This is a genomic window from Ignatzschineria sp. PL_is040 (genome assembly GCF_055813795.1).
Window position 1 is genome coordinate 18,300 of sequence record NZ_JBVPGU010000004.1, and the last position, 17,861, is coordinate 36,160.

The following is a 17,861-nucleotide window of genomic DNA, read 5'->3' on the forward strand; positions in this document are numbered from 1 at the left end:
CTTTGATCCTCTTTTAGATGCAATCTCCCCACCCATAACAGGTCAGTGGGGAGTTGTATCTGTTGGGCTTGATGTTAGCGATCTGCTAATAATTGATTAATGACATTGATGTCATCTGAATTATGGAGATGGGGAACAGTCCAACCATCGACATCATAATCAGAGAGACATTGATCCACTAAGCCGATCATCCGATCGAGCTCTCCCGAGGCGCGAAGTTGACCTAAACATTGGGTACGAATATCATCTTGGTTTCCGGCATAATTGATCTCATAAAGTTCATGACGGCCACCAAATTCAGTTCCAATAGCATCCCAGAGGAGTTTTAAGATCTTAATACGATCGGTATGGTTGATATCATTTGAGCCGCGACAATAGATACTTAAATAGTGATCGAGAGTTGGGTCCTGTAGATCACGTGATCCAGAGGGGAGGTAGATCAATCCACTTGCCACCGTCTTTTCGATAATATTTTTAATACGAGCATACGCTTCAGGTGCATTTGCACGATAGGCATGTACCGCCTCTTGATCAGGAAGGAACGTGCCATTCCACTCTTTTGAGTTTGCCCACATCGCCTCTAGGAAGGAGCTAAAAGCATTACGAAGGCCGGCAACTTCCCCTACTTGTGCTTGAACTCCACGGAATTCAAGAGAGCCGGTACACTCAAGCGCTTTAACTAAAAGTCCTGTAATAAACTCGAGCTTGACCACAAATCGAGCACAAGCTTGCATAGGGAAGAGCTGCACAAATCCTGCTTGACCAAACCATGCCTGGCATTTCTTAGGATCTCTATAGATTAAGACATCTTCCCAAGGGATAAAGACCTTATCGAAGATGAGGATCGCATCATTCTCATCAAAGCGACTCGAGAGCGGATAATCGAAAGCATTGCCAGTGAGGCTACCCATCAATTCATAAGAGGGGCGACAGATCAGTTTCACTCCTTTTGCATTCATCGGGGCGATAAACATCATCGCAGAAGAGGGCTCTTCACCAATTAAGTTCGCAGGGCCGGGACCAATAAAGTTGTAGTGGGTTAAGGCCGAATTTGTCGCAACGACTTTAGCGCCACTGACGATAATGCCATCTTCTCTCTCTTCTTGAACGGTGATAAAGACATCTTTTAATTCACTAACCGGCTTTGCTCGATCAATCGGGGGATTGACGATTGCATGATTCATATAGAGGCAGCTCTCTTGCAATCGCTTATACCAGCGACGAGCATTATCGGCAAACTCACCATAATAGTCGGCATTAACGCCAAAAGTATTTCCAAGGGCAGCTTTATAATCGGGCGAACGTCCCATCCAACCATAAGTTAGTTTTGACCATTCAGAGATCGCTTCAATCTGCTCTCTTAACTCTTCACGACTTTTTGCATAACGGAAGAATTTGTGGGTATAGCCCCCATTGCCGGTATCGGTCTCCCAGGTCAATTTCTCTTTTGTTGCAGGGTCATGAAGTGCATCATAGAGTTTAGCGATTGATGCAACAGAGTTTCGAAATGCAGGATGTGTCGTAATATCTTTGACGCGTTTGCCATAGATATAGATCTCTCGTTCATCTTTTAAGCTCTCAATATACTCTGCACCAGTAAATGGGCGATTTTTTTCTGCACGAAAGTCTTCAGGTAGTTTTGTCATTATTCCCTCCTTTGGTTTTTTATTATTGGTCATGACAACCTGAATTCACGATAGCAAAAAGAGAGGGGACAAAAAGGTATTATTGTGAGATAAATCGGTACTTTTCATCAAAAAAAGAGATTTTTGTCACTTTTTTAGGCTAAAAGTATTCTTTAGTCGGACTTAGGGGCGACTAGTGGACGAGTAAAAACCGAGGGTGACACGATCATTTCCACCATAATCTTGTAGCGTTTCGATCGATTGATACCCTTTTTGCACCATCCTTTGCTGCAAAATTTGACTCTGATCATAGCCATGCTCAAGGAGAAGCCAACCGGCATCTTTAAAGTAGAAGGGTGCATTATCGATCAGATAGAAGAGATCGCTCAATCCACGGTTCTCTGCAATAAGGGCGCGTTTGGGTTCATATTTTACACCATCACCATCAAGGTGAGGGTCGATGGGATCGATATAGGGGGGATTGGAGAGAATGAGATTGTAAGAGGCTTTAGGAAGTGCGCTAAACCAATTGCTCTCGATAAACTCAATATCGAGATGATTTCTTTCGGCATTTTGTGCTGCAACTTTTAAAGTTTGTGGATAGTAATCAACAGCGGTCACCTCAATATCAGGGCGATATTTTTTGATGGCTAACGCAATAGCACCGCTGCCGGTGCCAAGATCGAGTAGAGAGAAGGAGCTCTCTAGAGTTGTAGGAATCCGCTCAAGAGCAGCTTCTACAATCACTTCAGTATCATCACGTGGAATTAATGTCTCTTCGTTGACCGTCAGTTGTAGGCCGTAGAACTCTTTCTCACCACAAATATAGGCATAGGGTTCTCCTGCCGCTCGGCGCGTCAGAAGTTGTCGATACTGTGCTATTACGGTGGGGGAGATCTTCGTTTCAGGAAAGGCGATGAGATAACTGCGATTACGTTTAAGCAGATAAGAGAGGAGCAGTTCTGCCTCAAGTTGAGGGGAGGGAAGATGTGCTAATTGTGCTTTTCCTTCCAGAATCGCATCAATAATCGTCATAGTGATCTCTCATCGTGATCTTAAGTAAAATGGGGATGAGTTAGCCGATAAGCCGGGTTCTGTCGTGGATGATCATTCCTCTAGGCCTAGAATTGCTCCTAGGCTCAAGCGACCTACCCGAGTACAACGCGGATCTCGTCTAATGTACTCCTATTTGGTCTTGCTCCAGATGGGGTTTACCTCAGCTACGAAGAGTCACCTCTCGTACGGTGCGCTCTTACCGCACCTTCTCACCCTTACCGAGATCTAATGATCTTTAGGCGGTATCATTTCTTCAGCACTTTCCATGGACTCGCGCCCTCTAGACGTTATCTAGCATCTTGATCCGAGGAGCCCGGACTTTCCTCTCGTTATTTTGCAATAACCAGCGATCATCTAGCTAACTCAAGCGCACCATTTTGCCTAAGTTTTTCAATTAAAGCAATCAGAAAGGAGATTAGGGGCTATATTTTTTTAAGCAAGAGGGTTACACTCACTATAAATAGCTAGGGAAAAGGGGAATCTATGGGAGAGAGCAGAGAAACCGAACTGAAGAATCAGCGTTATCGAGTTTTACTGCCGGTGATTTTAGCCATCGCGATCTTTATGCAGATGCTCGATACCACTATTCTTAATACCGCGCTTCCCTCGATTGCGCAAGATCTCAATGAGCCACAACTGAAGATTCAATCGATCTTGGTTGTCTATACGTTAGTCTTAGCGATCTGTGCGCCGATTAGTGGTGTTGTCTCCGATAAGATCGGCACTAAGCGTACTTTTCTTCTTGCGGTGATCTTCTTTACGTTGGGATCACTCTTTGCGGCACTCTCTTTGACCTTATTGCAACTTACCTTATCTCGGGTATTGCAGGGGATTGGTGGGGCGATGTTAACGCCGGTTGCCCGTTTGGCGTTAATGAAAGCTTATGACCGAAAAGAGTATCTGCGAGTGATTAATTATGCAATTACGCCGGCGCTGATTGGTCCGATATTAGGACCTGTATTAGGGGGATATCTAGTGCAATATATGAGTTGGCATTGGATCTTTCTTATTAATATTCCGATCGGTGCGATTGTCCTCATATTAGCGCTCTTCTTTATGCCTGATTTTCGCGGTGAACCTTTCCGATTTGATCTTCGTGGCTACTTGATCTTTGCTTTGGGTATTTTTGCCATTACTTTTGGTCTTGAGTACTCCATCAATGGAGAGCAGAAGTGGATTACCTTCCCCCTTCTGATTGTCGGTTTTATTCTATTAATTAATTATTGGTTCTATGCGAAACGAAAAGAGGCGCCACTATTTGCAACGACGCTTTTAGATGTTAGAACTTATCGCATTGGCCTTTTAGGAAATCTTATCGCACGCTTAGGGATTAGTGCGATGCCTTTCCTTCTTCCTCTCTTCTTTCAGGTCGCATTAGGCTATAGCCCGAGTGATGCAGGTTGGCTCTTGGTACCGATTGCAGTGGGAGGCCTCTTTGTGAAGCCGATCGTGACTCGAATTTTAAAGTTGACGGGATATCGCCGAGTGTTGATTTGGAATACGCTCTTTATCAGCCTCTTAATTATCACCATTGGTTTTGTTGGGCGCTTTATCCCTATACCGCTCTTAATTGTGATTCTCTTTATATTGGGGGTCTGCAACTCAACTCAATTTACGGCGATGAATACTTTGACAATTGGTGACTTAAGAAAAGAGCAGATCAGTAGTGGCAATAGTCTAATGGTTGTTAATCAGCAGTTAGCTTTAACGCTAGGTGTCGCATTTGCAGCACTCTTCCTAAACTTCTATGTGGGGCAGGGATGGTTCGTGTCGGAGAATACTGAAAAGGCATTCCAACTGACCTTTATCACGATGGGGTCTTTAACATTCTTTGCCACCTATGTCTTTGCTCGATTGCGCCATGACGATGGTGATTTAATGGCAGGGCGAATCGATGAGGAGAAGGAAGGGCTCAATCCTCATCAGGAAGATCCCCAACATGAAAAAATTCATCAGCGAAAAGCATAAAGTTGATCTAGTTTATTAGTTGACCAGTTGACCACTTGACTAGTTGATTTGGGGAGTAATCTATTTAGCGGGAGACGCCATGGGTGCCATCGGGAAAGAAGATCTCTCCTCGATCGACTTTGTGATTTTTAAAGGTCCCGATAAAGGCCGAGCCATCACTTAAGATTAATCTCCCATGACCTTCAAATATTCCATTTTTATGCTCTCCTTCATAGATCTCTCCGCTACTCATCTCGCTACGTCCAAATCCATGAGCTAAGCCCTTTTTAACTGCTCCCTGGTAGTGGGAACCATCGGGCATTATAATTTTGCCGTAGCCGGTCGCTTCTCCCGATTTTAATTCTCCAATATAGATGCTCTGATCAGGGAGAATCTGATATTGATCGGTAGAGAGGGATTGAATCTGTTTTTGCGCATCAAGGTAGGGTTGATCGATGCGAATGGTATCGGGTGCATGGGTGCAAGCTATGAGTGTTAAGGAGAGGAGAAGTGGTAGTAATTGCTTTTTCATAAAGTGGCTCTTAAATTGAATATCGATAAATAGAGATCAAGTAGGGCTCGAGTAGATTCAAGTAGAGATACGTAGGTATCGATAATAATGGCGGGTGGTAGGTTGTACCGAACCTTGATAGATTTATAGATTTTGATAGGTCTTAAATGTCTTAAATTGTAATATTAGGAGAAATATTTTGGCGGAGTATTTTCTTGAGGCGAAAAAAAAACGTCCTGATGGACGCCGCGTTTTGATGAGTTTTAAACTTTATCACTCATTCTTAATTTAATATAAGCGATTTAATATATGTAATTTAAATGGTCGGGGCAGAGGGATTCGAACCCCCGACCCTCTGGTCCCAAACCAGATGCGCTACCAGACTGCGCTATGCCCCGCACTTAAATTTTGTTCGATTCTTTGGGAAGAATCTATTAAATAAGGTAAATTGGGGTGAACGACGGGACTTGAACCCGCGACAACCGGAATCACAATCCGGGGCTCTACCAACTGAGCTACGCCCACCATAGATGATTTACCGTATTCTTTCTTGGCTCTAATGCACGCCTCTTGCTTAATGGCGCGCTCGGCAGGACTCGAACCTGCTACCCTCGGCTTAGAAGGCCGATGCTCTATCCAGATGAGCTACGAGCGCTTAAAGCACTTTAGGGCCGCATTTGAATCAGATTAAAAATTGGTCGGGGCAGAGGGATTCGAACCCCCGACCCTCTGGTCCCAAACCAGATGCGCTACCAGACTGCGCTATGCCCCGAAATTTTTATTCTTGCTTTCCAAGAAAGAAATGTATCATAGGCTATTATTTTTCTAGCGTCAAATATTTGAGTAATTTTTAATCGTTTCCTGTAGCTTTTTAATCTGTGCTTGTTCAATGATATTAGGAATCTCCTTACGATCGGCATCGGCGATCAGCGGTTTGAGGTCGATCTCCTGTAGTGCTTCTCTGAGGGTTAAGAGGTATTCTCTTTGGGGATATTCTCGTTCAGTAAAGTGTAGACGACCTCTTGCATCGGCCATACAGGCATCAACAAAACGCGTTAGATTTTGCGGTTTACGAATGGCATCTAGTTTTTTAAGGAGCTTAAGAATCGTTTTCGGTTTAAGAACAAAGGCTTGATGCATCAGGAGATGGAACTCTGTTACTTTTAAGGCAATATCGCGAAATTCTTTTGGAACTTTGAGGCGATCACAAAATTGCGCCACGATGGGGACACCGCGAATTTCATGTAATTTATGGCTTGGCCACTCTTCTGGTGGTGTGATCGCTTTACCAAAATCGTGGCAGAGGATGGAGAAGCGGGTTGGAAGATCATCGGTGATTTGGGTTGAAACTTCAAGCGCCATGAGCGTATGGACGCCAGAATCGATTTCAGGATGATATTTTGCTGTTTGCGGAACGCCAAAGAGTGCTTCAACCTCTGGAAAGAGGATCTCTAATGCATCCACCTCCCGTAAAGCGTTAAAAAACTGATGGGGAGTTGCTTCCCCTAGAGCTTTGAGTAACTCTTGGAAGACACGTTCTGCGGTGAGCGCCTCTAATTCTCCAGAGTGAATCATTGTTCGAATAAGAGCTTTAGTCTCATCGGCAATCGAAAAACCATATTGTGCATAACGAGCATAGAAGCGAGCGAGTCGCAAGACCCTTACAGGATCTTCAACAAAGGCGGGGCTCACATGTCGCAATATACGTGCCTCTAAATCTTGTAATCCACCATAAGGATCAATAAGATTCCCCTCACTATCTTCTGCCATGGCATTGATGGTGAGATCACGTCGCAGGAGATCTTCTTCTAATGTAATAGAAGGATCTGCCGAGATTGCAAAACCTTGATAACCTTTTGCAACTTTTCGTTCAGAGCGAGCAAGTGCATACTCCTCTTTGCTCTCTGGATGAAGAAAGACAGGGAAGTCTTTTCCCACTAAAATGTAGCCGGCATCGCTCATTATTTCAGGCGTTGCACCGACAACTACCCAATCATGCTCATGGTATGGGTGTCCTAAAAGTTTGTCCCGAACGGCCCCGCCGACAAGGTAGGTTTGAAATGAACTCATATTGCTTTTTCAATATCCCTTAATGTTTCTAAAAATTCTCTAAATATATTCTCTAAATATTTTCTAAATATTCTTTAGGTCTACTCTAGGATCTATTTACTAGATTTATTTTTTAGATCGATTTTTTGAAGTCTATTCTTTCTCGATCCATCGATAGATCTCTTCTTGATCTGTTTTTCTTGCTATTCCCTATACTTTTTAGCTCTACTTTATAAGCTATTTTATAATGATTTTCCCTTCTGCCCCCATAACATTGCGCCTTTCAGGAAGGTACATATCTTCAATGATAGTGATCGGCATCTGATACTCTCCGGGAACAGCCGCTTCTAAAAGATAACGAAAGGTGACTTTTTCGCCGGCATTTATAGCAAGGGAGGCGATATAGCGATCGAGTCGATACTCTTCATGGAGTAGAGATTGATGATCCCATGAGATATTCTCTGATGTTATGAGATCGATCTCTGCACTATTTTTTGCCATAAGTTGCGGATTAACAAGCTTAAAGCCACCAGGAATATAAGCTGTTAAGAGCGCATCAGGGAGATCGCGCTCAGGGGTGATCTCAATAGTGACTTCGATCTGCTGGCCAACCTGGAATGTCTCTTCTCGCTGCGCAGTGAGAGAGTTATGATACTGCATCTTAAATTGTGTGACAGTAGTTTGCTCTTTAGGTTGCCCTTTAATCATATATTGAATGAAAAGGGGTTCGGTCGCCTCAATGGATTCAATCCCATCGGCTATTAATGGTTGATCACTTGTCAGTATCGCTCTTTGACCATCGATGATTAGGGGAAGGGACTCAGATTCTCTGTGTGCATCACTCCCTAAGCGAATGAGCGCATAACGATCTTGTGTGGAGAAATATTTTTGTTCAGCTAGACGTTGATTTAACTTTACAAAAAGCTCATTTTTCAACTCAACAGCGATAGGGTATCCGCGATCTGTCAGGCGATTAAGTAGATCAATCATCAGTGCTAATTCTGAGATCGAGGATTGATAGTATCCATAATATTGTGCATTTTTCTCAATCTTGCCTGGAAGGGTTGCAAAGAGGGATAACCCTCCTTTAGTATCCCCTAAAACCATTAAGGCAGCACCTAAGTAGCTCGTTGCCAGTGGTGTTAAGCGAGATTCTAATTGTGGTAGAAAGAAAAGATCAGCAAGATAGATTTTTCCTCCATCTGCTAGAAGCCAACTTGCATAGCTGATCGATGCTAGAGAGTCTCGCGTTAGCCATTCGGCATAATCAGAGATCTCAAGGCCGTAGAGATTAAACTCTGCTTGAGTTTGATTGAGTCCTTTTTGGAGATAGCGGTAAGCGGCATTTAAAGCCTCTTGCGTGACGATTGTATAGTGCTCTCGCTTCGCGGTTGCTAAAAGATCGGTGATATAGGCAGTTGCTGGCAGAAAGCTCGGGCCACTATTCCAGAGGGGAAAGCCCCCATCAATCTGCTGTCTTGCTAAGAGTTGTGCTAAATGATCTTCAATAAAAGATCTCTCCCATGTTGAGAAGTGATCTATTGAAGGAGATCCCATCTTCTCACTTGCGCTCTTATCGCTAATAGATTCATCTCCATCTCCATCTCTATCTTCAATGTGCGCCTTCATAAGATCTTCCTTATAAAAGACCCTCTTGACACGATTGAGTGCCGGACTCTGAAAGAGCCAGGGAAAGGTCTTACTTGTGAGCTGTTCACTACAAGCATAAGGGTAGTTAAAGAGATCAAGTGCATAGAGACCAGGATCGATGGTGGGATTTTTAGAGATCGATAAGTGACTCTTATCGCCAGGTTCATATTGTTTACGCCAATGCTCTAGATTAAGACTCTCCCCTTTAGCAAGGTATTGTCGGAGATATTGTGTTGTCTCCACTGTTTTAGGGAGTGTCCCGATAGTGTAATAGCGCGTTGCCTGATAGATCGGGCTATCAAGGGTCAATGTGAGTGTTGCCGGCATTCCCGCTTCAGGTTGTTGAGGGAGCATGATTGGGATAAGTTCAAACTGCTTTTCTTGATAGGGAAGCTGAATCTCTTTTTGCCAAATGATGAACTCATCGATGAACTCATCCTCTTTTACGTTAGCATCTGCATGGCGTGTTTGAAGGTGATCACTTTTGAGGGTTATGGTGATGGGAATATCTCTCTCGCTGATCTTTTCAGATAATGCTTGAGATTGTTGGTCAAGTGATTGTTGAGCCTCGACTGAAAAATCGTTCTCTTCTGCCATATTGACTAAGGTTAATGCTAAAGCGCTCTTATCTCCAACACGGATAAAGGGGGGTGGTAGAAGCTCAGCAATAATGGGCGCACGAATGATGAGGCTCTTCTCGATTTCTCCTACTTGAGCGTTATTGAAGAGCTTAACGGCAACGATCGCTTCTCCATTAAAATCGGGTAGCTCCACTTGCCAGCTCGCTCTCCCCTCTTCAAAGGAGAGCAGGGGGGAGGAGAGGGAGACCGTCGGCATCTCGGTGAGGTTAAGCGCAAGAGTGCTCTCCTCTTCGACAACAAGACCATCCCCGCCAAATTGAGGGTTAAGGAGTGATCCTTCTCCTCGTTTAAAGAGGCGACTATAGTAGTCGATAATTGTTGCACTATAACGGCGTTGGCCGAAAAAGGCATCAAAGAGCGAGAGAGGTTTTTGTGGCATTATATTGAGAATACCGCTATCAGTGATGGAGATTGTTGCATAGAAAGGGCTCTCTTGCTCCGTTCGAGAGAGATTATCGGGAAGCATCACTGTGATGGTGAGGGGCTGATTCGGTTGGGTGATTGCAGGAAGTTCGAGAAGAGGCCTCACCTCACGCTGGGATTGATTCACTTTTAAGGGGATAACGCCAAAGGAGCGAACAAATTCTTCCTCACTATTACGGGAGAGAAGTAACGCTGATAGATAGAGATTGTGTCGATCCCAAGGAAGATCTGCCGGAAGTGTGAAGCTTGTTCTGCCGGCATCGACCTCTAAATTTTCATGATAGAGCGGAGAATCACCCTCTATTAGTAGTGTTAAATGGCCTGCTAAAGGGGCATCAATCGTAACTTCAACCTCCTGATTGGGGGATAAGAAAGGTGCTGATGTGGTGATGTTGAGATGCTGAGGTTTGATCGCCGGCAATTGCCCGCTATTAGATTCTTCCCAGCGCCCACTAAAGTGGTATTGTGATATGAGTCCCGATTGAGGATCTTTCACCTCAAGGAGATATTCACCCCAACTATTGGGCGTCACTTCATAATCGGCGATGCTATCGGCATCGATCATCTTCTGCTCAACAATCTGATAGCGACTACTATATTGACAATCCCAACCACGGGCAGTGCTATAGATCCAGATACAGGAAGGATCTTGATATTTTAAGGTTAAAAGCAGTTGGCTCGGGACAATCTCTCCCTTCTTGCCGGCACTAAAGAGCTCAAACCGTGCAGTATCACCATATCCAAGATCTTGCTCTCTAAAGAGGGGACGGATAATAGGAATCTCCTGATCGGGCCAAAATTGATGCTCTATCTCTCTCGTAATTCCAAGCAGGGAGCCATCGAGAATTGAGACATGGCTTGTAAGATTTAAGATGCCGGAGAAGGGTACTTGGATCTTATCCTCACCATCATTTTCTCCATTGTGCTCTTCATGGTTAGGGAGTTGAAGTTCAACGATACTTCTTCCATTTTCATCTAAAACCCCTTCGATCGCATAATCAGAAGGGAAGCGATCATAAGGAAAGTCAATCAGCCCCACATACCAATCGGGCTTATCGATAAAGGGCGTTCGCGCGATAGAGAGTTGGTTCTCTAGATGGAAGCGATTTCCTGCGGCGGGTGCGCCAAAGAGATAGTGGCTATCGATCTTTACTGTTGCGCTCTCTTGATATTGATAAGGTTTTTGGGTAGAGAGTAGAGTTAATGCCATGCGTTCGGGCAAAAACTCCTCCATATAGAGTTTTAGGGTTCCTAAGGGCTGTTCACTTGCAAGATCGGTACGTGCCTCAAGTTGCCATAAACCCAATTTACCACTTGCCGGAAGTTTAATCTCTTCTTGATAGAAGCCTTCAATCCCCTTGTCGAGATGAAAATCCCGATACTTTTTACCATCAGGCGCAATCAGTGAGAGAGTTATGGGTTGCTCCGGTAGTGGGCGACCGTCATAGTTTCGCATTAAGAGATTGATTGTCGCACTTTCACCGGGACGATAGAGGGTGCGATTGCTATAGAGGTAAGCAATCTCATTGCGGCTCGGTTCCCCGGTGATAGCGTACTCATTAAGATCGAGCGCAATCTCTTTGAGGGGAAGTAACGAAAGATCCTCGCCACTTCGAACAACCACGACATCTTGACTCTTTAAACGTTCAGAAATTTCACAAAGCCCCGCTTCAAATTGGCAAAGATGACGCTTTTTTATCAATTTCCCTTTCTGGTTACGCCAAACCTCTAGCGCTCCCTCTTGAATCGGCGCACCATTTGAGAATTGGTTGGCAATAATAAGGCTCTTTTCAGGATAGAGGCGTGCTTGTAAGCCAATATCTGTCAAAAAGATAATGCGAGCATCAATAGTTTTATAGATCTCTCCGGCAGGATTGACAGTAATCAGATATGCCCCGGAAGTGATCTCTTTAGGGAGAGGAATACGATGATAACGTTCTGTTTGAGTTCCTTGAGGTGCTCTATAGCGGAAGATCGCTTCAGGCGTGATCTCACGACTCAGCTGCGAAAAGCTCCAACTGCTAATATCATTGCCGATATAGTACTCTTCTAAAAGTGAAGGGAGATTATCGATTTTATAAAATTCAAGATCCACTTGGTTGGTGCCGATCATCTCGATTGGCAGCACACCATTTTCTAGAGGAAGCACAGGACCGCGCCCTATAATCTTAACCTGTTGGCTCGGTTGCCCGATATAGATCTCTGCTGTGCGTTGTGACTTTTCCGCTTCATGGTGAAATAGTTGAGTGGAGACCTCATAACTTCCACTGCTGATAGGAAAATAGGAGAGTCGATAACCATCTTTGCTTAACTGCCATTGACCGTCATGATCGATCACATAGCGCTCTTCCTCATTATTGAAGCGTTTAACGGTAAATTGTTTCTGGAGAAGTTCGGGAGAGAAAGTTTGAGGCGTTTCAAAGAAGATCGATAGTGTCTCTTTTCCATCGATCTTGGCGGCATTGATCGATTCAACCTGTGCTGATGCGGGCATGATGCTAAGAAGTAGCGAGAATAGGAGAGAGAAGAGCAGCAACAGAGGCAGGAGGAGTCTTGTCCGAGATCTCCTTAGGGAGTCGTTAGAATCCATAATAGGATCTCTTTTCTGATATCTTCTCATCATTGCTCTCTTCCTCTCTATTGGAATGCTCGGTGGGACATACCCTTCAATTATGCCAAAAAAGAGCAGGTTTTGTGGCTTTTTTGTTCAAACAAGAGATTCTTCTCTTTTTATCTTTTTATTTTTCTCTTCTAGCGATCTTCCTCGAAAGTTCGATAGAATACTTGAGAGAAACGCTCGATAGAAACACTCGATAGAATATTCGATAGGATCAATTCTAGGAATCAGGTTTAGTAATGAGGATGCTTATGTGAAGCGCAGATGTGATCAGATAAATAAATTGGGAAGCTCACTAAGAGTAACCCCGAAAAGAGCGAATCAGCGCCGATTTTTATACCGATTATTGCGCTCTATAACGATGATATTGATCGCTTTATCTCTTCTTTTATCCTCTCTTTTTATAGGGCTTAACTATCTCTTCCCGCTACAAACTCCCCATGTGATGATCTCAACAACAGTTGTTGCCGCTGATGGTGAGCTTTTACGGCAATTTACCGATCAAGAGGGACGTTTACGCCATTGGGTGACACTCGATGAGGTCTCTCCCACCTATCTCTCAACACTGTTAACCTATGAAGATCGTTACTTCTATCGCCATTTTGGTCTCAATCCATTAGCAACATTGAGGGCTTTAGGACAGTGGTTCATCCATGGTGAAATTATCTCCGGTAGTTCTACCTTAACGATGCAGGTTGCGCGACTACTCTATCCTCATCCTCGAACCATTATGGGGAAGATGACACAGATCTTTCGCGCTCTACAGTTAGAACTCAGCTACTCTAAAGCAGAGATCTTAACGCTCTATCTTAATTTAGCGCCGATGGGGGGAAATATTGAGGGTGTTGCAGCAGCTGCAGAGCGATACTTCTCTAAGCCGGCAATTGCGCTCAATCTCTCTGAAAGTGCCTTGCTAGTTGCACTTCCACAAAGACCCTCTATCTACAGGCCAGATCGCTCTCTTCAAAAAGCAGAAGAGGCGCGCAATAAGGTGCTGAAACGGCTCTATGATTTTCAGCAGATCGATGAAGAACACTATCTAAAGACGATCAATGATCCGCTCCGTTATCAACCGAGCGAATCCCCTTTTTATGCACCTCTATTGGCAGAGCGTCTGCGCCGGCAATATCCGCAAGCTGAACGTATTGAGACAACTATCGATTATCGATTACAAAAAGAGGTGGAAGCCTATCTTCTTAAGCGTGCTAAAAATCTTTCAGATCGGCTCTCAATTGCCGTATTGATTGTCGATAATCGTACCCATGAAGTGGTGACCTATGTAGGATCTCTCGATCTCTTTGATCAAGAGCGTGCGGGATTTGTGGATATGGTGCCCGCGATTCGTTCCCCAGGATCTACACTTAAGCCCTTTGCTTACGGTTTAGCACTCGATTATGGGATTATTCATGAGGGGAGCCTCTTAAGTGATGTGCCACGCGCTTTCGATGGTTATGAGCCTCAAAATTTTGATAGACGTTTTCGAGGGCGAATTCCTGCTTATCGTGCATTACAGCTCTCTTTGAATGTTCCGATTGTCCAGATTTTTCGGCAATTAACACCGCTCTATTTTGTTAAGAGCGTGCGAGATGCCGGGATCTTGCTCTATAGTGATACCCCTACTTTGAGTCTTATTTTGGGAGGCGTTGGGATCTCCTTAGAAGAGCAAGTGCGGCTCTATAGTAGTTTAGCTACAGAAGGGAAGGTCTATCCGCTTCGGTGGGTAAAGGGGATAAAGAAAATAAAGGGAGCAGCGGAGGGAGCGAAAAGGCTTAGAGAGGCTGAATTGAGAGCGGTCGATGATAGAGAGTCTGTAGTGGAAGGGGCTGCACTTCTTTCACCTGAGGCAAGCTGGCTTGTTGTTAAGGCGTTAAAGGGTGTAGCACCTCAGGGGCGCTTAAATCATCAAAGGATTGCGTGGAAGAGTGGCACGAGTTACGGCCATCGTGATGCTTGGGCTTTGGGTGTGACGGCAGATTGGAGTGTTGGTGTTTGGATCGGTCGACCCGATGGTATGCCCAATGTTGGTATGATGGCAAGTGATAGTGCTGTCCCTCTACTCTTTGATCTTTTCCAGCTCCTCCCTCTATCGAAAAGAGAGATCGTAAAGCCGGCGGGAATAGAATCTGCCGTGATCTGTTGGCCTTCAGGAAGATCCCAAGCAGTTGTGGCGGAGGGTGAGTGTTTGCAACAATTTTCGATCGATACTATTGCCGGCAAAATTCCCGGTACCCTCTATGATGCGCCGGGGGAATCTCCCCATTCAGGTTGGCCCTCTCTTTTACAACATAGTGTGTTAAAAGAGATCACTAACAGGCCGGCAATTAGCCGTCACTCTCAGCTGATGCCGCATTCAGTAGGAGGGGAAGAGCAATCAGAAGTTAATACGAGAGCAAAGAGAGATACCAGTGAAATGTGGTCACGGCAAAGATTGAGTATTGCCACATTAGTTGATGAGAGCATTATTTTCCAGAGTAATCAGCGCCTTCCTCTTTCAGCTAGCGGGAATGGTCCTTTTTATTGGTATCTAAATGGTCAATTATTAGAGAGCCCTTTTCTCGATCTTCCCAATATGGCGCCAGGATCTTATCGTTTAACCGTGCAAGATGACCAAGGTCACTATCACAATATTCGCTTTGAGTTACGCGCTGTTGATTGATGCTATGATGATTTCTATTGATATTGATATTGATATTGATATTGATATTGATATGAGTATCGATATGGATACGGATATGGATATTTCTACTTATAGTTTTTACTTATAGTATTTATTGAAGCTTGAAGCTTGAAGTTTGGAGGAGAGGATGAATCAACCAACATCACGTTTAGATCAGATTATTGCAGAGACTCACCAAAAGAGACGATTACGAGAGCAAGGCTATCGAGAGCAGGCACTAAAGCTCTATCCTTGGATTTGTGGACGTTGTCAGCGAGAATTTGATCATCGCAATTTACGAGAATTAACCGTTCATCATAAAGATCATAATCATGATAATAACCCGGCAGATGGAAGTAATTGGGAGCTTCTCTGCCTCTATTGTCATGATAATGAGCATCAGCGATTAGAAGAGGCGCATCAATATGGCACGGCTAATAGTGATGGTAAGAGTAAGGTTGCAACCCATAATCCTTTTGCTGATTTAGCGAAGATGATGAAGAAGTGATAGTTTTTCATTTTCAATGAAGCGCTCTCAATAACAGATCAGAAGCAGAAGAAGCTGATCTGACAGCGTTAATGAAGATCGATTTACGTTTTCATAATGCGATTACTGCAGCATCTCGAAATCGGGTTCTCTCCGATATTTTAAGCGGATTGCATGAGCGTCAAGCATGTTTCTGGTTCCTCTCACTTTCAGCTAAAGAGCAGATGACACGTGCCTATGAAGAGCATCTAGAGATCGTTGAAGCGATTGCTCAGCGCGATACTCTGTTAGCGGAATCTGCCATGATTCGTCATGTAGAGAACTTTAGAAAAAATATTGTAGCAACGATTTAAGAGCGAAAAGAATCAAAAGAACTGTACCGCATATTACCGAATGTGTAATCGAAATCTGTGTAACCGCAGAGAAATGGGTAATAGCAGAGTAAGAAGAATCGAAAAACGAACAAAACCTTGAGGAAAATCGAGGAATAACAATCTAACAAGAACAATCTAACAAGAACAATCTAAAAAAAAAGCAATCTAACAAGAGATGAAACAGGAACAATTAGCCCTAGAAGTGCATTTACCAGAAGGACGCGTGTCTCTTAATTTCACCCCGACCCGATTTAGAAGAGGGGGAAGCACTCCTTTGTGGAACGCAAGCAGTGATTGGGAAATTGGGCTTTGGTGAACGCTTTGAGCTTGAACTTTTCGATCCAATATTAAACCGTACATTACAACATCAATATGATGTCGCTCTTTTAGCGGTGGATGAGTAGGAGTAGCACGATGACTCAGATATTAAATAACACGCTCACAGCAATGACTGAACAACTAGAAAGAAGAGAGATTACAAGTGTCGATCTAGTTAGCGCCTCTTTTGAGAGAATTGCTGAGATGGGAGAGGTGGGAGCGCTCGCCTTTACAAAGCTCTATCCTCAAGAGGCGATGGAAGCGGCACGGGTCGCGGATCAGCGATTAATGCTTGGTGATCAGGCTCCCCTTTTAGGGTTACCCATCTCCATTAAAGATTCGATGGATGTTGCCGGTGAAGTCACGCCTGCAGGATCGGTCATCTTTACCCAAAATGGCGCTGCCGAGAAAGATGCACCGGTGATTGATGCGATCAAACGAGCTGGCGCGATTATTGTTGGTAGAACAAATATGAGTGAGTTTGCTTTTTCTGGTTTAGGTGTGAACCCTCACTATGGTACGCCGGTTCATCCTGAGCGACCTGATTATATTGCGGGAGGATCAACATCAGGGGGAGCAGTCAGTGTCGCTTCTCAGGCTGTTTTTGCCGCCTTAGGATCAGATACCGGTGGTTCATTGCGTATTCCGGCGGCTTTCTGTGATGTTGTTGGTTTTAAGCCGACAGCAAGTCGTATTTCGACCGAAGGGGTTGTGCCACTCTCTTATAGCTACGATTCAGTGGGGGCGATAACACGCTCTGTAGAAGATGCGATTGTGATGGATCAAGTCTTATCGCAAAGTGACTATAAAGTGCCGGAGATTCCCCTTTCACAAATGCGCTTTTTTGTCACTAAAGATTATGTGATGGAAGGGTTAGATGCTGAAGTTGAAGCGAGATTTCTAGAGACACTCGCTCAATTAGAGCAGGCAGGTGCAACGATTATCTATCGTGATTTTTATGAACTGTCACACATTCCTAATATTAATAGTCGCGGTGGATTGACTGCTGCTGAGATCTGGTGTGAACACGAACTCTTTTTTGATCAACTGCGTGATCAATATGATCCTTTGGTAGCTCAAAGAATTGAGAGAGGACGAGATATTAGTGCATCTCACTACCTTCAGGTATTGAAAAAGCGAGCAGAGTTACAGGCAATTGCGGCAGAAAAACTCACCTTTTTTGATGCTTGGTTAATGCCAACGGTCGCAGTACAGCCTCCTAAAGTTGAGGCACTAGCGGATGAAGCAGAGTTTTTTCGCTTAAATGGCATTGTGTTACGCAATACGACAGTGACCAATTTCCTCGATGGCTGTGCGCTCTCTCTGCCATTAGGTGCCGGAATAGGTCTGAGCATTTCTGGGCTAAAAGATCAGGATCATCATATTTTAGCGGTTGCTAAAAGTATTGAAAAACATCTTCAGTTATTGCGGTAAATAGTGGCGATTTAAGGTGTAACGTATCAGCGCTTTTATAGTTGCTACGTTAGCTTTTTTAACTCCATTTATC

General features: G+C 44.2%; 10 protein-coding genes, 4 tRNA genes, 1 other RNA gene and 1 pseudogene. 6 read left to right on the top strand and 10 right to left on the bottom strand.

Going from position 1 to position 17,861, the window contains the following annotated elements:
* Nucleotides 1-74: 74 nt before the first annotated feature.
* The 3 genes from hpaB to rnpB form a co-directional block, all read right to left on the bottom strand.
* Nucleotides 75-1,646 carry a 4-hydroxyphenylacetate 3-monooxygenase, oxygenase component gene (gene hpaB / locus AC0SAP_RS06610; RefSeq protein ID WP_473383536.1) on the bottom strand — a complete coding sequence of 524 codons (1,572 nt, stop codon included), beginning with the start codon at nucleotides 1,644-1,646 and terminating at the stop codon, nucleotides 75-77.
* Nucleotides 1,647-1,808: 162 nt separating this feature from the next.
* Complete coding sequence (gene prmC, locus AC0SAP_RS06615) at nucleotides 1,809-2,660, bottom strand: peptide chain release factor N(5)-glutamine methyltransferase (protein WP_473383537.1); 852 nt, start codon at nucleotides 2,658-2,660, stop codon at nucleotides 1,809-1,811.
* A 32-nt stretch (nucleotides 2,661-2,692) separates the two neighbouring features.
* Nucleotides 2,693-3,047, bottom strand: an RNA gene (gene rnpB, locus AC0SAP_RS06620) — RNase P RNA component class A.
* 117 nt (nucleotides 3,048-3,164) lie between these two features.
* On the opposite strand from rnpB, the gene AC0SAP_RS06625 reads away from it, so the two are divergent.
* Nucleotides 3,165-4,649: an MFS transporter gene (locus AC0SAP_RS06625; protein WP_473383538.1), complete on the top strand. Its 1,485-nt coding sequence runs from the start codon at nucleotides 3,165-3,167 to the stop codon at nucleotides 4,647-4,649.
* Between the two features lie 64 nt (nucleotides 4,650-4,713).
* Here AC0SAP_RS06625 and AC0SAP_RS06630 read toward each other — a convergent pair whose 3' ends face one another.
* From AC0SAP_RS06630 to AC0SAP_RS06660, 7 genes are all read right to left on the bottom strand, one after another.
* Nucleotides 4,714-5,160: an MORN repeat-containing protein gene (locus AC0SAP_RS06630; protein WP_473383540.1), complete on the bottom strand. Its 447-nt coding sequence runs from the start codon at nucleotides 5,158-5,160 to the stop codon at nucleotides 4,714-4,716.
* Nucleotides 5,161-5,460: 300 nt separating this feature from the next.
* A tRNA-Pro gene (locus tag AC0SAP_RS06635) sits at nucleotides 5,461-5,537 on the bottom strand.
* Nucleotides 5,538-5,588: 51 nt separating this feature from the next.
* Nucleotides 5,589-5,664 (bottom strand) — tRNA-His (locus AC0SAP_RS06640).
* 53 nt (nucleotides 5,665-5,717) lie between these two features.
* Nucleotides 5,718-5,794, bottom strand: a tRNA-Arg gene (locus AC0SAP_RS06645).
* A gap of 40 nt (nucleotides 5,795-5,834) precedes the next feature.
* Nucleotides 5,835-5,911 (bottom strand) — tRNA-Pro (locus AC0SAP_RS06650).
* 59 nt (nucleotides 5,912-5,970) lie between these two features.
* Entirely contained in the window at nucleotides 5,971-7,209 is a 1,239-nt protein-coding gene (locus tag AC0SAP_RS06655; RefSeq protein ID WP_473383541.1) for a multifunctional CCA addition/repair protein, read from the bottom strand.
* Nucleotides 7,210-7,425: 216 nt separating this feature from the next.
* The gene (locus AC0SAP_RS06660) at nucleotides 7,426-12,525 is read right to left on the bottom strand and encodes an alpha-2-macroglobulin family protein (protein WP_473383542.1); all 5,100 of its coding nucleotides are present in this window, start codon (nucleotides 12,523-12,525) and stop codon (nucleotides 7,426-7,428) included.
* Nucleotides 12,526-12,880: 355 nt separating this feature from the next.
* Here AC0SAP_RS06660 and pbpC point away from each other — a divergent pair, with 355 nt between their 5' ends.
* The 5 genes and pseudogenes from pbpC (at nucleotide 12,881) to AC0SAP_RS06685 (ending at nucleotide 17,788) form a co-directional block, all read left to right on the top strand.
* Nucleotides 12,881-15,175 (top strand): penicillin-binding protein 1C, encoded by a 2,295-nt coding sequence (gene pbpC / locus AC0SAP_RS06665; RefSeq protein WP_473383544.1) that lies wholly within the window; start codon nucleotides 12,881-12,883, stop codon nucleotides 15,173-15,175.
* Between the two features lie 148 nt (nucleotides 15,176-15,323).
* Entirely contained in the window at nucleotides 15,324-15,683 is a 360-nt protein-coding gene (locus tag AC0SAP_RS06670) for a YajD family HNH nuclease (RefSeq protein WP_473383545.1), read from the top strand.
* A gap of 50 nt (nucleotides 15,684-15,733) precedes the next feature.
* Nucleotides 15,734-16,015, top strand: a pseudogene (locus tag AC0SAP_RS06675) (GntR family transcriptional regulator); the annotation flags it as partial.
* 254 nt (nucleotides 16,016-16,269) lie between these two features.
* Nucleotides 16,270-16,440, top strand: a complete 171-nt coding sequence (locus AC0SAP_RS06680) for a DUF2848 family protein (RefSeq protein ID WP_473383639.1) — start codon at nucleotides 16,270-16,272, stop codon at nucleotides 16,438-16,440.
* A gap of 10 nt (nucleotides 16,441-16,450) precedes the next feature.
* The gene (locus AC0SAP_RS06685) at nucleotides 16,451-17,788 is read left to right on the top strand and encodes an amidase (RefSeq protein WP_473383546.1); all 1,338 of its coding nucleotides are present in this window, start codon (nucleotides 16,451-16,453) and stop codon (nucleotides 17,786-17,788) included.
* Nucleotides 17,789-17,861: the final 73 nt, after the last annotated feature.